Source organism: Luteibacter sp. UNCMF366Tsu5.1, assembly GCF_900119235.1.
GTDB lineage: Bacteria > Pseudomonadota > Gammaproteobacteria > Xanthomonadales > Rhodanobacteraceae > Luteibacter > Luteibacter flocculans.
Genome location: NZ_FPIS01000002.1, coordinates 397,486 through 416,190, shown reverse-complemented (window position 1 = coordinate 416,190; position 18,705 = coordinate 397,486). Strand labels below are relative to the sequence as shown.

Sequence of the window (18,705 nt, the reverse complement as noted above, 5' to 3'; positions counted from 1 at the left end):
GGAGGGCCTGGCAGGAAGACCGTTCTGGGTCTTACCGCAAAATCGCCTTCGGGTCCTGCTTCGCCTTCTGCGCCGAGCAGAGGAGGATCTGCTCGCTGGTCTGAGCAAGACCGCGCTCGGCGCCCGTGACCTGGCCCAGGCGCGGCTTGAAGAAGTCGCTCAGACGATCGGCTTCGGCCTTGGAACAACCGCCGCCGCCGGCAAGGCCGGGCAACTGACCACCCGCAAAGCTGCCGGTGCGCGCCACGATCTTGTCGTAGTTGGCGACGAACCAGTTCCACATGTCGGTACGCGACGCTTCCGTATCGCGACCGCCACGCAGCACCATCGCCATCTCGCCCACCTTCACATCCTTGCCGAGCGCGAAGTCGCGGGCCTTGTTGGCAAGTGCCGTGTCCTTGATGTCGGCCAGTGCGGAAAGCATGGCATTGCGCTTGGCCGGATCGGAGGTCTTCGGGATTTCCGCGATCAGCGCGTCCACCGCCGGAGCACCGCGCTCCTGCACCGCCACGCCCAACGCATCGCCGAGCAGGTTCGAATCGGCGGCGTCGAGATCGAGGTGGCCATCCTTCATCTTCAGCGCTGCATCACCCTGCGCCAGCATTTCGGCGCGCACTTCGGGCACACCGATGTCCTTGTCGGCAAGGAAACCGGCAAGCGCCGTACGCGTTATGGTGTCGTTGTCCGCCTCGCCATCCTTCTTGCGATAACCCAGCGCCTTCAGCTTCGGCAGGTAGGCCTCCGTGGCCCACTTGCGCAGGCGTTCGCGCTGGGCGTCGGTGGTGGCTTCGTGGGTGAGAATCCAGCTGAAGGTCTGGAGCGGTGCGGTGAACACCTCGCGCGTCTTCGACGCGGTCAGCGGCTTGAACGCGGCAAGCGCGTCGCCCGCATCGAGATCGCCATGCTGGAACCCTGCACGAACGGCATCGGCATACGCCAGCTGTTCCGCATCGCTGAGCGTGCCGACCACCTTGGTCAGCGCGCCGAGGTCGGCCTTGCTCTGCGCGAAGCGGTAGTAGCCACGACCGTCAGCGTTCGGCAGCACCCAGGCGTTCTTCGCCGCATCGTCGAGCACCATCGTGCCGGTGGCCTGATCGAGCAGCTCGCACTTGACCTTGTTGCCACCACCCGCCGTGCCGTAACGCACGCACATCGGCACGCCCCACACGCGGTTCGCGTCACCCGTGCTGCCAAGCGGCAGGTAACGGCTCTGCGAAAGATGCAGCACGGTCTTGCCGCCCTCGATCTTCGTCTCGGTGGCCACGTAAGGCACGCCGGACTGGTCGAGGAAGCTGCGGAACGCCTTCTTGAATGCGTCGCCCTGCCCGGCGGCCTCGGCGATCGCATCGATCAGATCGTCCGCCGTCGCGTTGGCGAACTTGTGCTTCTGGATGTACGCGCGCATGCCCTTCTGGAACACCGGGTCGGACACGTAGCCCTCGAACATGCCCAGCACCGCCGCACCCTTCTGGTACGTGATGCCGTCGAACGCGGTCTCGATGTCGCCATTGCCGGTGATCGGCTGGCGGATCTTGCGCGCGCTGACGAGGCTATCGTTGTTCATCGCGCCCTGCGCACCACGCACGCGGTCGAGGTCGGCGCGATATTCCGGATGCACCTTCGTGGTGACCTTCTGCTGCATCCACGTGGCAAACGCCTCGTTGAGCCAGAGGTCGTCCCACCAGGCCATGGTTACGGTGTCGCCCGTCCACTGGTGGGCCAGCTCGTGCGCGTTGACGTTGAACGAGCCGCGCACGTACTGCGCCGCCGAATCCGGATCGATCAGCAGCAACCAGTCACGGAACGTGACGAGGCCCGCGTTCTCCATCGCACCGGCGCTGAAGTCCGGCGCGGCGAGCAGATCGAGCTTGTCGTACGGATAGCCGAAGCCGTAGTAGTCCTCGAGCGTATGAATGATCGAGTTCGTCTCGCCCAGCACATGCTGCATGCGATGGCCTTCGCCCTTGGCGGCGATGCCGCGCAGCGGGGTCGGTGTGGAACGGAATTCGGTCGGGGTGATGTCCGGACCCTTGACCACATCCCACGGGCCGACGGCGAACGCGACCAGGTAGGTGGGTAGCGGCTTGGTCGTGGAGAAGGTCAGCGTCTTCCAGCCGGCGCCAGCCTTTTCTTCCTTGATCTGGGCGGTATTGGCCACGCCCTGATCGTCGGCCGGAATGGTCAGGCTGATGTCGAAGGGAACCTTGAACGAGGGCTCGTCGAAACCGGGGAACGCGTAACGCGCGGAGACCGGCTCCATCTGCGTCATGGCGTACGGGATGCCTTCGTGCGAGACCTTGTACAGACCCTGCAACTGCTTGTTCAGCGGCGCGGTGAATTCCATCGCGAGGGTGATCTCACCCTCTAGCTTCGCGCCCAGTTCGACCTTGGCAACGCCTTCCTTTTCGGCAGCCACGATGTATTTGCCGACGTGCTTCTTGCCAGCGGCGTCGGTCACTGTGACCTTGGAGACTTTCAGATCCTTGCCATGCAGCCAGATGAAGTCGGACGGCTGGGCGAGCTTGATGCGGATCGTCGAGGAACCCGAGTAGTTCTCCTGCTTCGGGTCCACCTTGAACGAAAGCTTGTAGGACTCCGGCTGGGCCCAGGTGGGCAGATGGCCGAGCGGCGGCGCGGCGTCCGTGCCGGCGGCGAGCGCAGCGCCACAGCAGGCAGCGAGCGCGGTGAGAACGAGGGGACGGACGAAACGACGCATGGCAGGTGGGACTCCCTGTGGGTAATCCCTGCATCCTGCGAAGGCCGTGACCTTCGACACAGTGCCAGAAGGCACCCCCGTCTTCGCTGCGCCGCGTCAGACCCGGCCTACAACTCGACGAAGGGTTTGAACCCACCGAAGAACATGCGCTTGCCGTCGAAGGGGAGTGCCCGGGGGTCGGCATACGCCTCAAGCCTCGGATCCGACATGACTTTCTTCATGATCCTGTCGCGATCCCGGCGATTCTTGTAGACGATCCAGGAGAACACCACCACCTCGCCTGGCTTCAGTTTCACCGACTGCGGGAACGAGGTGACCTTGCCGGGTTTCACATCGTCGGCCAGGCATTCCGAATAGGCGAGTGCGCCGTACTCCATCCAGACCTTGCCGGCCAAGCGCGCCATCTTCTTGTATTCGGCCAACCGGTCCATCGGAACCGGCATGACAAACCCATCGACGTAGCTCATGGCGAACCCTCCTCGCGTGGATGTCGTGGGAGAGTCTCGCAAAAATTGCCACACACCGCTGCCGTCAATGCCCAGCCGCTGATTCCACTCTTTCGAGATAAGCCGTCATCGCCAGGGGTATCTCACGCAAATACAGATCCACGCGACTGGCATCCAATTGAAGCCCGGCATGCATGGCTCCCGATGCGATGAGGTGCAGCATCAGGGCGTAGTCATCGCGGGCGCTTTCATCCAGAGTGGGTAGCCGAGCGCTCAATACCTGGCGCATCACCCGCAAAAACCCGGCACTGTCTTCCTCGAACAGGCGCCCACTGGTGAGCGGCAGATAATCCGCGTGGCTCCGCAAGTAGGTAATGAACGGCCGCGATAGCCGATCGATGACGGCGGCTGCAGACAGCCGGCGCCACTCCGCGGCGGGAACCTTGCCGAGTTCTTCGCTGATCGCGTGTGTGGCGGCGACGTGGCGCTGTCTCGCCGCCTCCAGCACGCTCTCGCGATCCGGGAAGAAGTGATAGAGCGACCCTATGGACGTGTTCGCACGGCGAGCCAGGGAGTGCATGGTCACACCGGCAAGCCCCTGCTCCGCAATCAATTCGGCAGCGGACTTGAGCACGGTGTCGATACGCGCCTGGCCACGGGCTTGCCTCGGCGACCGGCCCGTCATCGCAGTCTTGTTCACGGTCAAAGCGTTCCTGTCGCGCCACCTGGGCCGCCTGAGGTCGTTACCCAACCTAGCAGCAGTGCCACCGATTGTGCCCAGGTTAGACCTCGGAATACTAGACGGGTTGGTCTACTTCTGGGAAAGTAGACGCAATCGTCTAGTTAATAACCTCCCGTCGACCTCAGCGGCGGGAACACGGCGGCGCGATGAAGACCTTCCCTCACCTGATTGCCTGCGAGCATTGCGACACGATCTATGCGCGCCCAGCCCTCGCCATCGGCGAGTCGGCTCGTTGCGACAGGTGCCATTCGACCCTGTGCCGCGCGGACCGGCTCGATCTCGATCAATGGCTGGCCCTTACCGTCGCCGCCGCGATCGTGGCCGTGATCGCCAATGTCTGTCCGGTGGTGCGCATCAGTCTGCAAGGACTGCATAACGAAGCCACGCTGTGGCAAGCGACGGTCGCGCTTGCCCAGGGCGCCGTAGCGCTTATCGCCGTACCGGCGATGCTGGCCGTGATCGTGGTGCCCTTCGCGCAGATCCTCCTGCTCTTCTGGGTACTCGCTTTCGCGCGGGCCGGGCGACGAGCGCCGTGGTTCGTGGCAAACATGCGACTGCTCGTTGCGTTGCGCCCGTGGAGCATGATCGAAGTTGCTCTGTTGGGCATTCTGATCTCAGTAATCAAACTCTCGGGCTTTCTGCACGTGGCTCCCGGCGCAGGCATCTGGGCCATGGCGACCTTGATGGTGTTGCTTACCGTCATTGCCCGACGCGACCTGGACAGCCTGTGGGCCATACCCGAACGCGGAAAGCCCGCATGACCGGCCTTCCCCGCGCCAAGACCTTGGGCCTGGTGGGATGCCATGCATGCCGGCTTGTCTGCGCACCGCCGGCCGCGCATGACGATTCCCGTTGTCCGCGTTGCGGCACGCCGTTGCATCAGCGACAACCGCACAGTCTCGCGCGTGCCTGGGCGCTGCTACTGGCCGGCGTCATCTTCTATGTCCCTGCCAATCTGTTGCCGGTGATGCACACCAACATGCTTGGCAGTGGCAGCGACAGCACGATCCTGGAGGGCGTCATCGAGTTCTGGCAATCCGGCTCGTACGGTATCGCCCTGGTCATTTTCATTGCCAGCGTCGCGGTGCCCTGTTCCAAATTTCTGATTCTCGGCCTGCTGCTGTTGACCGCCCAACGCCGCAGCGGCTGGGCACGACACGAACGCACGCGGCTGTATCGCCTGGTCGAGTTGGTCGGCTACTGGTCGATGCTGGATGTCGTGGTGGTGGGTGTCGTTGCTGGATTGGTCAAGTTCCAGGCGCTGGCGGACATCGAACCGCGCCTGGGCATTCTTTTCTTTGGTGCCGTGGTGATCCTCACCATGCTTGCGGCGATGCAATTCGATCCCCGGTTGATCTGGGACGGCGAGACCCATGAACGAAACTCCTGAATCCACTCCCATGCCAGGACACCCGACCGTGGTATCGCCTAGGCGGCGCCTATCCGTCATGTGGATCGTCCCCACACTTGCGGCATTGATCGGTCTTTCGATGCTCGTGCATGCGTGGTCGTCGGAGGGGCCAACCATCACGATCGCATTCAAGACAGCGGAAGGCCTCGAGGCCGGCAAGACACCCGTCAAGTACAAGGCAGTGACCGTGGGCACCGTGACGGCGGTCGATCTGAGCAAGGACGGCTCCCATGTTGTGGCCAGCGTCGCCCTCATGAAGAATGCAGCGAGCCTGCTGCGTACGGACACACGCTTCTGGGTCGTTCGCCCACGCATCGGCATGGGTGGCGTCTCGGGTATCGATACCTTGCTTTCGGGTTCCTATATCGCGGTCGATCGAGGCGTGGAACGCGGATTCGCCAAGGCGTATACCGGCCTGGAAATGCCGCCGACCATTATCCACGACGTCCCCGGCACGAGCTTCACCATTTACGCGGACGATCTCGGTTCGCTCGATATCGGTTCGCCGGTCTACTACCGACACATGCAAGTTGGCCACATCGCCTCTTATCGACTCGACGCCGATGGCCGCCGCTTCAACTTGCAGATTTTCGTCAATGCGCCTTACGACCGCCTGGTGACGAAGGGCGCGCGCTTCTGGAACGCCAGCGGCATCGACGTCTCGCTGGGCGCCGACGGCCTGAAACTCAACACGCAATCGCTCGCCACGGTCATGGCCGGCGGCATCGCCTTCGCCACACCCACCGGCGGCGTGAGCACCCCCGCATCCGCACAGACCACGTATGCCCTGGCCAAGGATGAAGCGGCGGCGATGGCACCCTCGGACGGCCCTGCGCAGTTTCTGCAATTGCGTTTCGAGAATTCACTACGTGGACTGAGCGTGGGCGCGCCCGTGCAGTTCGCCGGTATGGACATCGGGCACGTCACCTCCATCGATCTCGATTACAACGCCGCCGCGCATCGCTTCCCGACTCTGGTCGGCATCGAGATCTTCCCAAGTCGTCTGGGCGGCGTGACCACACGTTTGCCGACCTACCAAGGCGATCAAGAGCAACAAGCGGCGCAATTCCTCGCCAGCCTGGTGGCGCATGGCCTGCGTGCGCAGGCACGGGCCGGAAACCTGCTGACGGGGCAGCTCTACATCGCCATCGATTTCGTGCCCAATGCTCCGCCCATCGCGTTCGACATGCAGGCACGCCCGATCGTCCTGCCCACCGTGAACGGCAGCTTCGACCAGATGCAAGAACAGATCGCGAGCATCGTCGCCAAGGTCAACAAGATGCCGCTGGAATCCATCGGCCGGCATCTGGATGCCAGCCTTGGCGAACTGAATGGCACCCTCGGGCAGATCAACGGCGAGTTGCTACCCGCGACGACGCGCACCATGCAGACGCTGCAGCGGACACTGGGCACCGTGCAAGGTACGTTCGCAGACGATGCGCCCTTGCCGCAGCACATCACCGAGACCTTGCTGGAAGTGCAACGCACGGCACGCTCGCTGCGCACCCTGACCGACCTGCTGGGTCGCCACCCCGAATCCCTGTTGCTCGGCACGCCCAACGATGCCAAGCCCACAGCAAACACGAAAGAGGAGCCCACCCATTGAAGCGCCTTCTCGTCGTTGGCTCGCTCGCGATCGTTACCGGTAGCTTGACCGCCTGCGCGTCGGCACCGGTCCGGTACTACACCTTGCAGTCTCCCGCTGCGGCGACAGCTGCCGAAAGCGAGACGCCGGTCGCCTTCCACATCGAGGTCTTGCCGGTGGGCCTCCCGGCACAGTTGGACCAGTCCTTCCTCGTCGTTCGGCAAGGCGATAACGGCGTCGCGATACGGGACACCGCGCGCTGGGCGAGTCCGTATGAAGACGAATTGCGCCAAGCCCTGTCCACCGAGTTGACGCATCGACTCGGCACCACGGACGTAGGCGGGCTCCCGACGCCGAAGGGTACGGATGTGCTGCGAATCAAGCTGCAGGTCCGCCGCTTCGATGCGTGGCCCGATCGACAAGTGGAACTCGAAGCCGATTGGAGCCTTGGCTTCGCCAACGATCGCGAACGCCCTTCCCTGACGTGTCACGGCACCTTCAGCGCGCCGGCAAAGAGGGGCGATACGGCACTGGTGGACGCGGAGCGGGGGCTGGTGCAGGCACTCGCTCTGCGCATGGCCGCGGATGCACGTGGCTTGGCATACGCAGATCGCCCGAGCTGCTCGGCCGATCGAGCGAATGAACGCGGGAGGCGATCATGAGGGGCCGCTTTTGCGCGTCCTCGCGAAGGGAAACGCCATGGCACGCCAACGCCACGCTTTCGCAATATCCAGGCGTCATGGAACTCGCGCAACGTATCGAACCGGACAGGCGTCGCCTTACCCATTGGTGGAGCGATACGCCGATCGAAGAACTCGCGCGGATGACCCCCAATGAGCTCGCTGCTGCCGGCCAGTCCGACTTGCTGGAACGCTTCCTGCAATCGATCCTGCACGGCGAACGCGATTGATCGGCAGGACCTCGTAAAAGAAAAGGCCGCGTCGAACGCGGCCTTTTCTATCAACATGACGCGTTTGCTCAGCCCGCTGCTTCAGCCTGTTCCAGCACCACGGCAACCGCGTGGATCACGGAGGCGATGCGCACGGCACTCTGGATGGCCTGCACACTGATGCCACCGTCACGGAGCACCTTGTCATGCGAGTCGATGCACATGCCGCAGCCGTTGACCGCGGAGACGGCGAGCGAGACGAGCTCGAAGTCGTTCTTGGCGTCGCCCTTGTAGGCACCGATCACGTTCATGCGCAGCTTCGCCGGGATGGTGGCGTACTCCGGATGGCTGACCAGATGCTGGAAACGGTAGTAGATGTTGTTCATGCCCATGATCGCGGCCGAACCCTTGGCTGCGGTCAACTGCTCGGCCGAGGCGTGCTCGGCGGCGAAGGCGGCAACGGCTTCGGTCAGCGGCGTGTAGCGCGCGGAATAGGCCGAACCCAGCGCCACCATCGCGATCTGGGCCATGTTGAGGCCAGGAGCACCCGCTTCGCTCAGCACCGAGTCGAGGTTGAGCTTGAGGTCCTTGGCGTATTCGGGAAGCTTGCTGCGCAGATCGGCGACGCTCATGGGATGCACCTTTGTCTTTGAGAGGGCGAAGTAAAGGAGCGCGGAATGTCTCGACGCGATGCGCCGGTTCACGCGGACGGGTCGGACGACCCTTGAAAAGGAGGCGGTGAAGCGAACTTCACCGCCTCGGACTGCCCGCGCCGCACGGGGGAGGGAGGGGTCGCGGCACGGGACTTACGAGCAGTGGAACTTAGGCGACCTTGAGGGTCTCGTCGCCAGCCTTCCAGTTGCAGGCGCACAGCTCATCCGTCTGCAGCGCGTCGAGCACACGCAGCACTTCGTCCGGGTTGCGGCCGACGGAACCCGCAGTCACGTACACGAACTGGATTTCGCCGTTCGGATCGACGAGGAAGGTGGCGCGCTGTGCAACGCCTTCGCTCGTGAGGATACCGAGCTCACGGCAGAGATCCTTGTTGATGTCGGCCAGCATCGGGAACTTCAGATCCTTCAGGTCGGCGTGGTCCATGCGCCAGGCGCGGTGGACGAACTCGGAGTCGGTCGACACGGCCAGGATCTGGCAATCGCGGTCGGCAAACTTCTCGTTGAGGTCGCTGAAACCCTTGATCTCGGTCGGGCAGACGAAGGTGAAGTCCTTCGGATACGAGAAGACCAGCTTCCACTTGCCCTCGTAGGACTTGTCCGTCACGTCGACGAAGGCGTCCTCGATCTTGTTGGCGAGCGGGCCGCCGTTAACGGCCTTGAGGTTGAACTGGGGGAACTTATCGCCAATGCTCAGCATCTTTCGACTCTCCATTTGAGGGGTGGTTGGACTCTACGCGCGCTTGGTGACGCGACTGAAACAGAAGCTTACCGCCAGGCTCTACATATTCCAAATCGATTGTAGGCATCAATGTGATAGGCTAAGACTATCGTAGCCCACTCAGAGCCGTCGTCATGAACCTGCGTGACCTGTCCTACCTCGTCGCCCTGGCGGAGTACCGGCATTTTGGCCGTGCGGCCGAGGCGAGCTTCGTCAGCCAGCCCACGCTGTCGACCCAGATCCGCAAGCTCGAGGACGAACTCGGTGTCGCACTGGTGGAGCGTACGCCGCGCAAGGTGCTGCTGACGGAAACGGGGCGTGAAATCGCCCGCCGTGCCCGCGCCGTGCTGTCGCAGGTGGACGAGATCAAATCCATCGCCCAGCGGACGCGCGACCCGGAGTCGGGCACGATCCGCCTCGGCATCTTCCCTACGCTGGGGCCGTATCTGCTCCCGCATGTGATTCCGCGGCTGCGCGAGCGCTTTCCCCGGCTGGAACTCCTGCTGCGCGAGGAAAAAACCGAACAGGTGCTGCACATGTTGCGCGAGGGCACCCTCGACGCCGGCATTCTCGCCCTGCCCGTCCACGACGACTCGCTGCACACCGAATTCCTGTTCGAGGAACCGTTCGTCCTGGCCGTCCCGTCGGGTCACGAACTGGCGGGGCGTCGCTCGTTGCACATGGACGATCTGTCGCAGCAGAACCTGCTGTTGCTGGAAGACGGTCATTGCCTGCGCGATCAGGCGCTCGAGGTGTGCCACCTGGCCGGCGCCGGCGAACGCACGGGCTTTCGCGCCACGAGCCTGGAGACGCTCCGGCAGATGGTCTCAGCCAATGTGGGCATCACCCTGCTCCCGGCCCTGGCCGTGAAGCCGCCGATCGCGCAGTCGCCCAACGTGGCGCTGATCGAGTTCGAGGCGCCCGCGCCTAGCCGCCGTATTGCCATGCTCTGGCGCAAGAGTTCCGCCATGACGCCTTTCTTCGAGGCGCTGGCAGCGGTCATCCGCGACGTTCCTGCCGAGTTGTTCAGCACGCGCGGTTGCGCCTCCGGTCAACCGGAAGGCGCGCCAACCGTTGCCCTCCCATCTTCCTGACGGTTCCTGCTGAGATGCGCGTCTGGCTCGTCGTCCTGCTCCTGCTCTGCGGCTGGGGCGGCTATTCCTGGTGGCGCCACCGGCCCGTGCATGACGCGCCGGGCATCCTGGCGGATGCCGCTCCCGACCAGGAGAACCTGCCGCACGGCACGCTGCTCAACCGGGGACACTTCACCCTCGAACCCCGGGCCAGCTTCGCGATGACAGCACGCGTGCTGTCGCGCGAGGACTACCAGTTGGACGACCTTGCCCCGATCGCCCCCACGGATCTGGCGATGGGCTGGGGCCGCATGTCCGACAGTTCGGTGCTCAGCAGCATCCGCATCTCGCAGTCCAACCGCTTCTACTACTGGTATACCGACAATTTCCCGATCCCGCGCCGCGAGATCGAGGATTCCAGCGCGAACATGCACATGATCCCGGCCAACGACGAGGCGGCTCGCGAATTGCGCACCGTCCGCCCAGGGGAAGTGGTGCACCTGGAAGGCTTCCTCGTGGACGTGAAGCGCGACGACGGGTGGCACTGGAACACGTCGCTGACCCGCGACGATACCGGCGCGGGCGCGTGCGAAATCGTACTCGTCGAGGCGATCCGCGACGTGCGCTGATCAGAACGCCATCAAGGCACGCAACGGCAGACTGGCCGGCCAACGGGCCCGTCCGTTGAGCGCACCGAGTTCGATAGCGACGCTGGCCCCCACCACTTCCGCGCCCAGCCGCTCGACCAGCCGCCGGCCGGCCTCCAGGGTGCCGCCGGTGGCCAGCACGTCATCCACGATGAGCACGCGTTGGCCGGGCGACAAGGCCTCGGTGCCGATTTCCAGGCGATCCAGCCCGTACTCCAGGCCGTAATCAACCCCGACGACCGGCGGCGGCAGCTTGCCGGCCTTGCGCAGGGGAACGAAACCCGCACCAAGCGCGCGCGCCATGGCGGCGCCGAAGATGAAGCCGCGCGATTCGATGCCGCAGACGGCGCCGATGCCGTGCCCGCGCCAGGGCTCGCACAACGCGTCGATGCAGGCGCCGAAGGCGTCCGCATCCGCCAGCAGCGGCGTGATGTCCTTGAACAGAATGCCGGAACGCGGGAAGTCCGGCACATCACGGACGAGTTCGAAAAGCATGAAAGGATCCTGGGAAAGCGGTTGATTCAGGCGGGCAGCGTGGCCGCGCCGAAATCGTCGTCGGCGGCCACAGCGGCGCGTGCCTCCGCCAGTTGGGCATCTAACGCACGGACGATCTCCTCGGCGGCTTCGGCGGCGGCTTCAGGCACCATCACGGCCACAAAATCGCGCGCCGGAAGCTGTCCGACGGCACCGGTGAGGAACTCGCCGGCAATGAACGCGGGAATCTCGGCACGCTCCAGCGCATCCTTCACCAGATGGGCGTCGATCAGGGTTTCGGCGTGGTAAGCGATGCGCATGGCGCCAAGCTACCCCGCCGACGGCGGCCGCGGCAAGCGCCCGGCCGACAACAAAGGTAAACTCGGACGTTTGCCACGCACCTTCTTCCGAGCCCTTCGCGATGTCGACCGAAACGCCCGTCCTGCAGCAGCATTTCATCCGCCAGATCGTCCGTGACGACCTGGCGTCCGGCAAGCACACGGCCATTCGCACGCGCTTCCCGCCGGAGCCGAACGGCTACCTGCATCTGGGCCATGCCAAGTCGATCTGCCTCAACTTCGGCCTCGCGAGCGAGTTCACCGGCACCTGCAACCTGCGCTTCGACGACACCAACCCGTCCAAGGAAGACGTCGAATATGTGGAGGCCATCCAGCGCGACGTGAAGTGGCTCGGTTTCGACTGGGCCGAATTGCGCCACGCCTCCGATTACTTCGAGGTGTTCTACCGGTCGGCGCTGAAGCTGATCCGTCTCGGCGAAGCCTACGTGGACGACCTGAGCGCCGAGGAAGTACGCGAATACCGCGGCACGCTTACCGAGCCGGGTCGCAACTCGCCCTATCGCGACCGCTCGGTGGAAGAAAACCTCGATCTGTTCCAGCGCATGCGGGCCGGCGAATTCGCCGATGGCAGCAAGACCCTCCGCGCCAAGATCGACATGACCTCGGGCAACATCAACTTGCGCGATCCGGCTCTGTATCGCATCCGCAAGGTGCATCACCAGAACACCGGTGACGCGTGGCCGATCTACCCGATGTACGACTTCGCCCATTCGCTCTCGGATGCGCTGGAAGGCATCACGCATTCGCTGTGCACGCTGGAGTTCGAGGATCATCGTCCGCTGTACGACTGGTGCGTGGACAAGGTGGATCTCGCCAACGATCCGGAACTGTGGCAGCCGCTGCTGGCCGCCGGTCTGCCGACCGCGCCGAGCAAACCGCGCCAGATCGAGTTCTCGCGCGGCAACCTCAACTACACGGTGATGAGCAAGCGCAAGCTCATCACGCTGGTCTCCGAAAACCTCGTGGACGGCTGGGACGATCCGCGCCTGCCGACCATCGCAGGCGTACGCCGCCGCGGCTTCACGCCGGCCGGCATTCGCCTGTTCTGGGAGCGCATCGGCGTCAGCAAGCAGAACAGCACCATCGACATGAGCGTGCTCGAAGGTGCCGTGCGCGAAGACCTCGACGGCAGCGCGCCGCGCCGCCTTGCAGTCATCGATCCGGTGAAGCTGGTCATCACCAACCTTCCGGAAGCGCACGAGGAATCGCTCACCTTCCCCAACCATCCTAAGGACGAGAGCTTCGGCACACGCAGCGTGCCGTTCTCGCGCGAGGTCTGGATCGAGCGCGAGGACTTCGCCGAAGTGCCGCCGAAGGGATTCCATCGCTTGAAGCCCGAAGGCGAAGTGCGCCTGCGCGGCGTCGGCATCGTGCGTTGCGACGAGATCCTAAAGAACGAAGCCGGCGACATCGTCGAACTGCGCTGCACGCTCGATCTCGACACCCGCAGCGGCATGCCCGGTGCGGATCGCAAGGTGAAGGGCACCATTCATTGGGTCAGTGCGCGTCATGCCGTGCCGGCCGTGGTGCGTCTATACGACCGCCTGTTCGATGTCACCGACCCGGACGACGACAGCGACGGCAAGACCTACAAGGACCACCTCAATCCGCAGTCTCGCCGCATCGTGCACGGCTATGTCGAACCGGCCGCTGCCGGCGCGGCGCGCGAGGATCGCATGCAGTTCGAACGCCTCGGGTACTTCGTGGCCGACATGCACGACCACACGCACGACGCGCCGGTGTTCAACCGCGTCGTGACGTTGCGCGATTCGTGGGCGAAGCAAGCCTGATGCTCTACGCGCAGATCCATCTCACCCTGCCCGCCTGGGTCCACGAGGCCGTCGATACGTCGGTGACCTACCCAGGCGACGAAGCGAAAGTCGGCCTGGCGATCGAACTCTCCGATCGCAATGTGGACCTCGCCACCGGCGGCCCGTTCGGTGCCGTGGTGTTCGACGGCAACGACCGCATCGTTTCCGTCGGCGTGAACCGCGTCGTGCCGCACACCTGCTCGGCCGCTCACGCCGAGATGATGGCGTACATGACCGCGCAGCAGCGGCTGCAACGTTTCCGCCTCAATGAGGACGGCAGCACGTTCGTGCTCGCCACCAGTTCCCAGCCTTGCTGCCAGTGCTATGGAGCCACCGTCTGGGCAGGCGTCGACACCCTGCTGATCGGCGCGCGCGCCGAGGACGTCGAAGCGCTGACGCCTTTCGATGAAGGCCCGCTGCCCGCCGACTGGATCGGCGAGCTGGAACGTCGCGGTATCGCCGTGCGCCGTGATATTCGCCGCGACGAGGCCCGCGAGGTGCTGCGTCGCTACGGCGAATCGGGCGCGGCGTACTGACTCGGATAAACACCGATGACCCGCCGCTGGCGCACCGTCCTGCCGTTGTGCCTGCTGATCTTGATCGGCCTCGGGCTGCTGTTCGGCGGCGTCTTCGACCGTCTCGAACCGCATCGCCTGCTGGCTGAAGAAGGACAACTGCGCACGGCCATCGCGACATATCCGGTGGCCTCGCGCCTGCTCTATGCAGGCGTGCTCTGCTTCGCAATCGCTACCGGCGTCCCGGGCACCATCGTGATCGTGCTGAGCGGCGGTCTGCTTTTCGGCACCTGGGAAGGCACGGCACTTTCCTCCGTCGCCGTCCTGCTCGGCTCGCTCGCGCTCTACGGCGCCAGCCGCTACGCCTTTGGCCCGGGCGGACGCGAGCCTCCGCCCCTGGCTCGCCGCCTGCGCGACGGTTACGCCGCGCATCCGGTGACCTATACGTTCGCCCTTCGGTTCGTCCCGATCGTCCCCCTCGGCATCATGACCATGACGCTGGCATGGCTGCGCTGCCCGCTATGGCTTTTCATCGTTGCTACCTGGCTTGGCGGCACCGTCTCGTTGTGTGTCGAAAGCGCCGTGGGCGCCGGGCTTGGCGCAACGATCGCCAGCGGCACCCCGGTCAGCGCGGGCGGCCTGATGAATCAGCGCCTGTTGATCCCGCTGGCGGCGTTCGCCGTTCTGACCCTGCTGCCCCTGGCCATACGAACGATCCGCGCCCGGCTGCGCCGGGGCCGCTGACGCCGCCGCTCGCGATCTGCGCTAGGCTGTAGGCCTCGCGCCGCCGGGAGGGCGGTGCCAGGGGAAACACATGCGTGATGTATCCACTCCATGGCTGGAAAAGGTCTGGCGTCGCACGTCGCTCGTGCAGCGCCTGACGTGCGTTGCCCTCGTTCCGACTGCGATCAGTGCAGTCCTGCTGGTCACGTTGCTGACCCGCCACCAGATGGACACGCTGCACGAGATGGGCCGGTCCACCGCGGACGCCATCGCGCAGCAGGCTGCCACCGTGTCAGGCGACGCACTTCGCACGGGCGAGCGACGCGAACTCGGCCGGATTGCGCAATCGATCGTGCAGTTGCCGCAGGTATCGCGCGTACGCATCAGCAACCGCGATGGCGAGATCGTGGCGGACCGCGTCAACAGCTCGATCAGCGATGACGATGAAGGCCTCACCGTCGCCAGGGAGATCGTCGATCCGTTGAACCGCCGCGTACTCGGTACCGTGACGGTCGACGTCAGCGTGGAGGATGCGGTCGCCGCCCAGCGTGCCAGCGTGCACAACGCACTGATCTGGCTCACGCTCAGCCTGTTGATCGCCGTGGGCATCGGCTGGTCGACGGCTCGCTGGCTCAGCGCACCGCTGCGCAACCTTGCCATCGCCGTGCGTCAGCTCGGCCTGGGCGACCGCACGGTGGTGGTGCCGGTCACCGACGACACGGAGATCGGCGACCTGCAGCGCGGCTTCAACGGTGCCGCGTCGAAGCTGCTGCATGCGCAGATCGGCATGGAGCGCGAGATCACCAGCGCCACCGAGGAACTGGCACGCAAGAACGCTGCTCTGGAAGCGGCCAGCGTCGCCAAGGCGCGTTTCCTCGCCGCCGCATCGCACGATCTTCGGCAGCCGTTGTACGCATTGACCTTGTTCTCGTCCGGACTGGCGGTGGATGAATACGATCCCATCCGCCTGAACCGTATCGCGCACATCCAGGAATGCGTCGAATCGCTGGACCACCTGTTCGGCGAACTGCTCGACCTCTCGCGACTGGAGACCGGCGCGATGCCTCCGGTGGTGCGCGCCGTACGGCTGGACGAAGTGTTCGACGAGGTGAGCGTCAACTTCCGCATGGTGGCGGAACAGAACGACCTGCGGCTCGTCGTGCGCACGACGGATCTGTGGGTACGCACCGACCGCACGATGCTCGCTCGCATCCTCAACAATCTCGTGAGCAACGCACTGCGCTACACGCGTTGCGGCGGCGTGCTGGTCGGCGCGCGGCGACGCCTCGACGGCACCGCACGCATCGACGTCTGGGACACCGGCCTGGGCATCGGCGAAGAACATCTCCAGCACATCTTCGACGAGTTCTATCGCGTGGAAAGCGGCCCGGAAACCGGCCGCCCGGAAGGCACCCGCCGCGGACTCGGCCTGGGGCTGTCCACGGTGCAGAAGCTCGCCGGTCTGTTGGGTACGTCCGCCACGGTACGCTCGCGGCCGGGCAAGGGCACGCTGTTCTCGATCGTGCTGCCCGAAGTGATGCCCGGCCTGATGGACGCACCGCCCGTGCCCGAGCCGGAGCCCGGCATCCCCCGCGACGTGGCCGGCATGCGCGTATTGGTCATCGACGACGAACCCAGCATCCTCGCTGGCATCAGCTATCTGCTCGGCAGCTGGGGCTGCGAAGTGATGACGGCGGAAGACGCTCAGCAGGCGATGGAAGCCGTGCACCAGTGGATGCAGCCGCCCGACCTCGTGATCTCCGACCTGCGCCTGCGCGAAGGCACGGGACTCGACGTGCTTGCCTTGCTCGATCGCTACTACCGTCGGCGGCCCGGCGATCCACCGCCCTTCGCGCGCGTCCTCATCACGGGCGAGACCCGCGGCGAGTTCCTCAAAAACATCGATCAGAAGACCACGCGTGTGCTGTTCAAGCCGGTTTCACCCGAGCGTCTGCACGAGGTAATGGTTTCTGCGTGGGCTGTCCATCATGCAGCCGTCTGAACCATATGGCCTGCTTGCCGCCAGACCGGCGTAGGGCTATGGTCCGGGCAACGGGGTGGCTCGCGGTTCGCGCGGCCGGAGGGAAGGCATGCTTGTTCTGATCGCGGACGATCATCGGCTCATCATCGAGGGCGTGAAGCTCAAGCTTCGCGAACTCGGCGACGACGTCCAGTTTGTCGAGGCCGAAACCGTCGCACAGCTGCGCGACAAGCTTGCCCAAGGGCCAGCGCCCGACGTCGCGCTGATCGACATGGCCATGCCCGGCGCCGAAGGCGTCGAGCACATCAAGGACGCCGTGGCGGCCCTGCGCGGGCCGGAAGACGACGGCACGTCGCGCCAGCGTCCCGTCATCGTGCTCTCCGGCACCGAAGACCCCTCTGCCATTCGCCACGTGCTGGATCTTGGCGTCCAGGGATACATCCCGAAGTCTTCCCCTCCCGACGTGATCCTCAACGCCGTGCGTCTGGTGGTCGGTGGAGGCATCTACGTGCCGCCCGAGGCCATGAAGGCTGCCGTGGCCACCGGCGCGCCGGCTTTCGCGCTGCCCAATGGCAACGATGGCCTCACCGCGCGGGAGCGCTTGGCAGCCGTACTCACGGACCGCCAGATCGACGTGCTCAAGCTGCTGGCGAAGGGCCGCCCGAACAAACTGATCGCTCGCGAGCTCGGTATCAGCGAGGGCACGGTCAAGATCCATCTGGCCGCGATCTTCCGCGCCCTGCACGTGCGCAACCGGCTCGAAGCCTTGGTGGCGGCACAGCACCTGGGCGATTGAGCGGTCATCCACAGGACATATGCCCGGCGTAGGTTGGGCAAGGTTTCGGGCCGTGGGGGTACACGGCCAGACAACGTGGGGCAGGCACGATGCGAGCAGGCGTGGGGAGCGCGGGGCGGCGTGTACGCAGGTATGTCGCTGCGTGGCTGGCGGCCGCGCTGATCGCCGTGCCTGCTGTCGCAACACAGCCACCTGGCGATATCGACCCCATGGCGCCACTGACCTTCGGTATCCTGCCGATCGGTGGCCCTGCCGAATCGCTTGAAGCGTGGCAACCCATGCTCGACGACCTGCACAAGGCGCTCGATCGCCCCATCCGCGCCGTCTCGGTCACGACCTACGAGGGCATCGCCCAGGCGATCGCCGAACAGCGCGTGGACATTGCGTTTCTTTCCGGGCGGCTCGCGCTGGACGCCGTGACACGGCAGAACATGCAGGTGATCGGACGGCTCACGCGCGGCGACGGTTCGCGCGGCTACTACGCGGTGCTGCTGGTCGCGGCCGACTCACCGCTGCGCACGCCGGACCAGCTGTTCGCCCGGCCGGGCAAATGGCGATTCGCGCGCGGCGAAGCCCTTTCCGTGTCGGGCTACCTCGTGCCCGAGACGCAGTTGTTCGCCGCCCGTGGCCTGGACTCCGATACGTTCTTCGCAAGCGTGCACATCGACAATCATCAGAACAATGCGCTGGCGGTGGCGAATGGCGAAGCGGACGTGGCGACCAACAATACCGCCGACATGGAACGGTTCCAGCAGCATTTCCCCGAGCAGTACGCACGGCTTCGCGTGCTCTGGAAATCGTCGCTGATACCGCATGCGGTGATCGTGATCCGCGGCGATCTTCCGGCGGCGATGCGCGAGCGCGTCGCCGCATTCATCACAGGCTACGGCAAGGGCAAGGACGGCGCGCGCGAGGAAGCCAACCTCAAGCGCATCCACGACATCAGTGGCTTCGCACCGGCGAGCAATGCGGACCTCGTGCCGTTCGCGGACATCGAATACGCACTGGAAAAGCGTCGCGCCAGCAGTGCGCAATGGGTCAGCGAGGCCGCGCGCGACGCGCGTTTCCGCAAGATCGAAGCCGACCACGATGCCCTCGTCGCCCGCCTGCACGGGAAGTGATAGGCCAAACGATATAGACCGCCG

At 64.9% G+C, this 18,705-nt stretch carries 20 protein-coding genes; 13 read left to right on the top strand and 7 right to left on the bottom strand.

Features of this window, described 5'->3' with window-relative positions:
• Positions 1-31: 31 nt before the first annotated feature.
• The 3 genes from BT115_RS11035 to BT115_RS11025 all read right to left on the bottom strand — a co-directional run bounded on the left by BT115_RS11035 (position 32) and on the right by BT115_RS11025 (position 3,862).
• Positions 32-2,716: a M1 family metallopeptidase gene (locus BT115_RS11035; RefSeq protein ID WP_072322662.1), complete on the bottom strand. Its 2,685-nt coding sequence runs from the start codon at positions 2,714-2,716 to the stop codon at positions 32-34.
• Positions 2,717-2,823: 107 nt separating this feature from the next.
• Positions 2,824-3,183: a DUF1428 domain-containing protein gene (locus BT115_RS11030; RefSeq protein ID WP_072322661.1), complete on the bottom strand. Its 360-nt coding sequence runs from the start codon at positions 3,181-3,183 to the stop codon at positions 2,824-2,826.
• A 64-nt stretch (positions 3,184-3,247) separates the two neighbouring features.
• Positions 3,248-3,862: a TetR/AcrR family transcriptional regulator gene (locus tag BT115_RS11025; RefSeq protein ID WP_218184752.1), complete on the bottom strand. Its 615-nt coding sequence runs from the start codon at positions 3,860-3,862 to the stop codon at positions 3,248-3,250.
• A gap of 188 nt (positions 3,863-4,050) precedes the next feature.
• Between BT115_RS11025 and BT115_RS11020 the strand changes: the two genes are divergently transcribed.
• The 5 genes from BT115_RS11020 to BT115_RS18455 are packed head-to-tail and all read left to right on the top strand — an operon-like array spanning position 4,051 to position 7,810.
• On the top strand, positions 4,051-4,665 hold the full coding sequence (locus BT115_RS11020; protein WP_072322659.1) for a paraquat-inducible protein A: 615 nt from the start codon (positions 4,051-4,053) through the stop codon (positions 4,663-4,665).
• Positions 4,662-5,294 (top strand): paraquat-inducible protein A, encoded by a 633-nt coding sequence (locus tag BT115_RS11015; protein WP_072322658.1) that lies wholly within the window; start codon positions 4,662-4,664, stop codon positions 5,292-5,294. The genes BT115_RS11020 and BT115_RS11015 overlap by 4 nt, the downstream gene beginning before the upstream one ends.
• A gap of 58 nt (positions 5,295-5,352) precedes the next feature.
• Complete coding sequence (locus BT115_RS11010; RefSeq protein WP_255369406.1) at positions 5,353-6,921, top strand: PqiB family protein; 1,569 nt, start codon at positions 5,353-5,355, stop codon at positions 6,919-6,921.
• Positions 6,918-7,562: a PqiC family protein gene (locus BT115_RS11005; RefSeq protein ID WP_072322656.1), complete on the top strand. Its 645-nt coding sequence runs from the start codon at positions 6,918-6,920 to the stop codon at positions 7,560-7,562. The genes BT115_RS11010 and BT115_RS11005 overlap by 4 nt, the downstream gene beginning before the upstream one ends.
• The gene (locus BT115_RS18455; protein WP_143144538.1) at positions 7,559-7,810 is read left to right on the top strand and encodes a hypothetical protein; all 252 of its coding nucleotides are present in this window, start codon (positions 7,559-7,561) and stop codon (positions 7,808-7,810) included. Before BT115_RS11005 ends, BT115_RS18455 begins: the two co-directional genes overlap by 4 nt.
• Positions 7,811-7,878: 68 nt before the next feature.
• Here BT115_RS18455 and BT115_RS11000 read toward each other — a convergent pair whose 3' ends face one another.
• Both BT115_RS11000 and BT115_RS10995 read right to left on the bottom strand, forming a co-directional pair.
• Positions 7,879-8,421: a carboxymuconolactone decarboxylase family protein gene (locus BT115_RS11000; protein WP_072322655.1), complete on the bottom strand. Its 543-nt coding sequence runs from the start codon at positions 8,419-8,421 to the stop codon at positions 7,879-7,881.
• Positions 8,422-8,611: 190 nt separating this feature from the next.
• Positions 8,612-9,160, bottom strand: a complete 549-nt coding sequence (locus tag BT115_RS10995; protein ID WP_072322654.1) for a peroxiredoxin — start codon at positions 9,158-9,160, stop codon at positions 8,612-8,614.
• A gap of 155 nt (positions 9,161-9,315) precedes the next feature.
• Between BT115_RS10995 and oxyR the strand changes: the two genes are divergently transcribed.
• Entirely contained in the window at positions 9,316-10,275 is a 960-nt protein-coding gene (oxyR, locus tag BT115_RS10990; protein ID WP_072322653.1) for a DNA-binding transcriptional regulator OxyR, read from the top strand.
• A 14-nt stretch (positions 10,276-10,289) separates the two neighbouring features.
• The gene (locus BT115_RS10985) at positions 10,290-10,883 is read left to right on the top strand and encodes a hypothetical protein (protein ID WP_072322652.1); all 594 of its coding nucleotides are present in this window, start codon (positions 10,290-10,292) and stop codon (positions 10,881-10,883) included.
• Here BT115_RS10985 and BT115_RS10980 read toward each other — a convergent pair whose 3' ends face one another.
• Together BT115_RS10980 and BT115_RS10975 are read right to left on the bottom strand one after the other, a co-directional pair.
• Positions 10,884-11,396: an adenine phosphoribosyltransferase gene (locus BT115_RS10980; protein WP_072322651.1), complete on the bottom strand. Its 513-nt coding sequence runs from the start codon at positions 11,394-11,396 to the stop codon at positions 10,884-10,886.
• A 26-nt stretch (positions 11,397-11,422) separates the two neighbouring features.
• The gene (locus BT115_RS10975; RefSeq protein ID WP_072322650.1) at positions 11,423-11,695 is read right to left on the bottom strand and encodes a putative signal transducing protein; all 273 of its coding nucleotides are present in this window, start codon (positions 11,693-11,695) and stop codon (positions 11,423-11,425) included.
• A 101-nt stretch (positions 11,696-11,796) separates the two neighbouring features.
• Between BT115_RS10975 and BT115_RS10970 the strand changes: the two genes are divergently transcribed.
• The 6 genes from BT115_RS10970 (at position 11,797) to phnD (ending at position 18,681) form a co-directional block, all read left to right on the top strand.
• Positions 11,797-13,524 (top strand): glutamine--tRNA ligase/YqeY domain fusion protein, encoded by a 1,728-nt coding sequence (locus tag BT115_RS10970; protein WP_072322649.1) that lies wholly within the window; start codon positions 11,797-11,799, stop codon positions 13,522-13,524.
• The gene (locus BT115_RS10965; RefSeq protein WP_072322648.1) at positions 13,524-14,081 is read left to right on the top strand and encodes a nucleoside deaminase; all 558 of its coding nucleotides are present in this window, start codon (positions 13,524-13,526) and stop codon (positions 14,079-14,081) included. The genes BT115_RS10970 and BT115_RS10965 overlap by 1 nt, the downstream gene beginning before the upstream one ends.
• Positions 14,082-14,096: 15 nt before the next feature.
• A complete protein-coding gene (locus BT115_RS10960; protein WP_072322647.1) occupies positions 14,097-14,804 on the top strand; it encodes a TVP38/TMEM64 family protein in 708 nt (235 codons plus the stop codon).
• A gap of 70 nt (positions 14,805-14,874) precedes the next feature.
• The gene (locus BT115_RS10955) at positions 14,875-16,785 is read left to right on the top strand and encodes an ATP-binding response regulator (protein WP_072322646.1); all 1,911 of its coding nucleotides are present in this window, start codon (positions 14,875-14,877) and stop codon (positions 16,783-16,785) included.
• Between the two features lie 88 nt (positions 16,786-16,873).
• Positions 16,874-17,560, top strand: coding sequence for a LuxR C-terminal-related transcriptional regulator (locus BT115_RS10950; RefSeq protein ID WP_072322645.1), 687 nt, complete (start codon positions 16,874-16,876; stop codon positions 17,558-17,560).
• An 89-nt stretch (positions 17,561-17,649) separates the two neighbouring features.
• Positions 17,650-18,681 carry a phosphate/phosphite/phosphonate ABC transporter substrate-binding protein gene (gene phnD, locus BT115_RS10945; protein WP_072322644.1) on the top strand — a complete coding sequence of 344 codons (1,032 nt, stop codon included), beginning with the start codon at positions 17,650-17,652 and terminating at the stop codon, positions 18,679-18,681.
• Positions 18,682-18,705 lie beyond the last annotated feature (24 nt).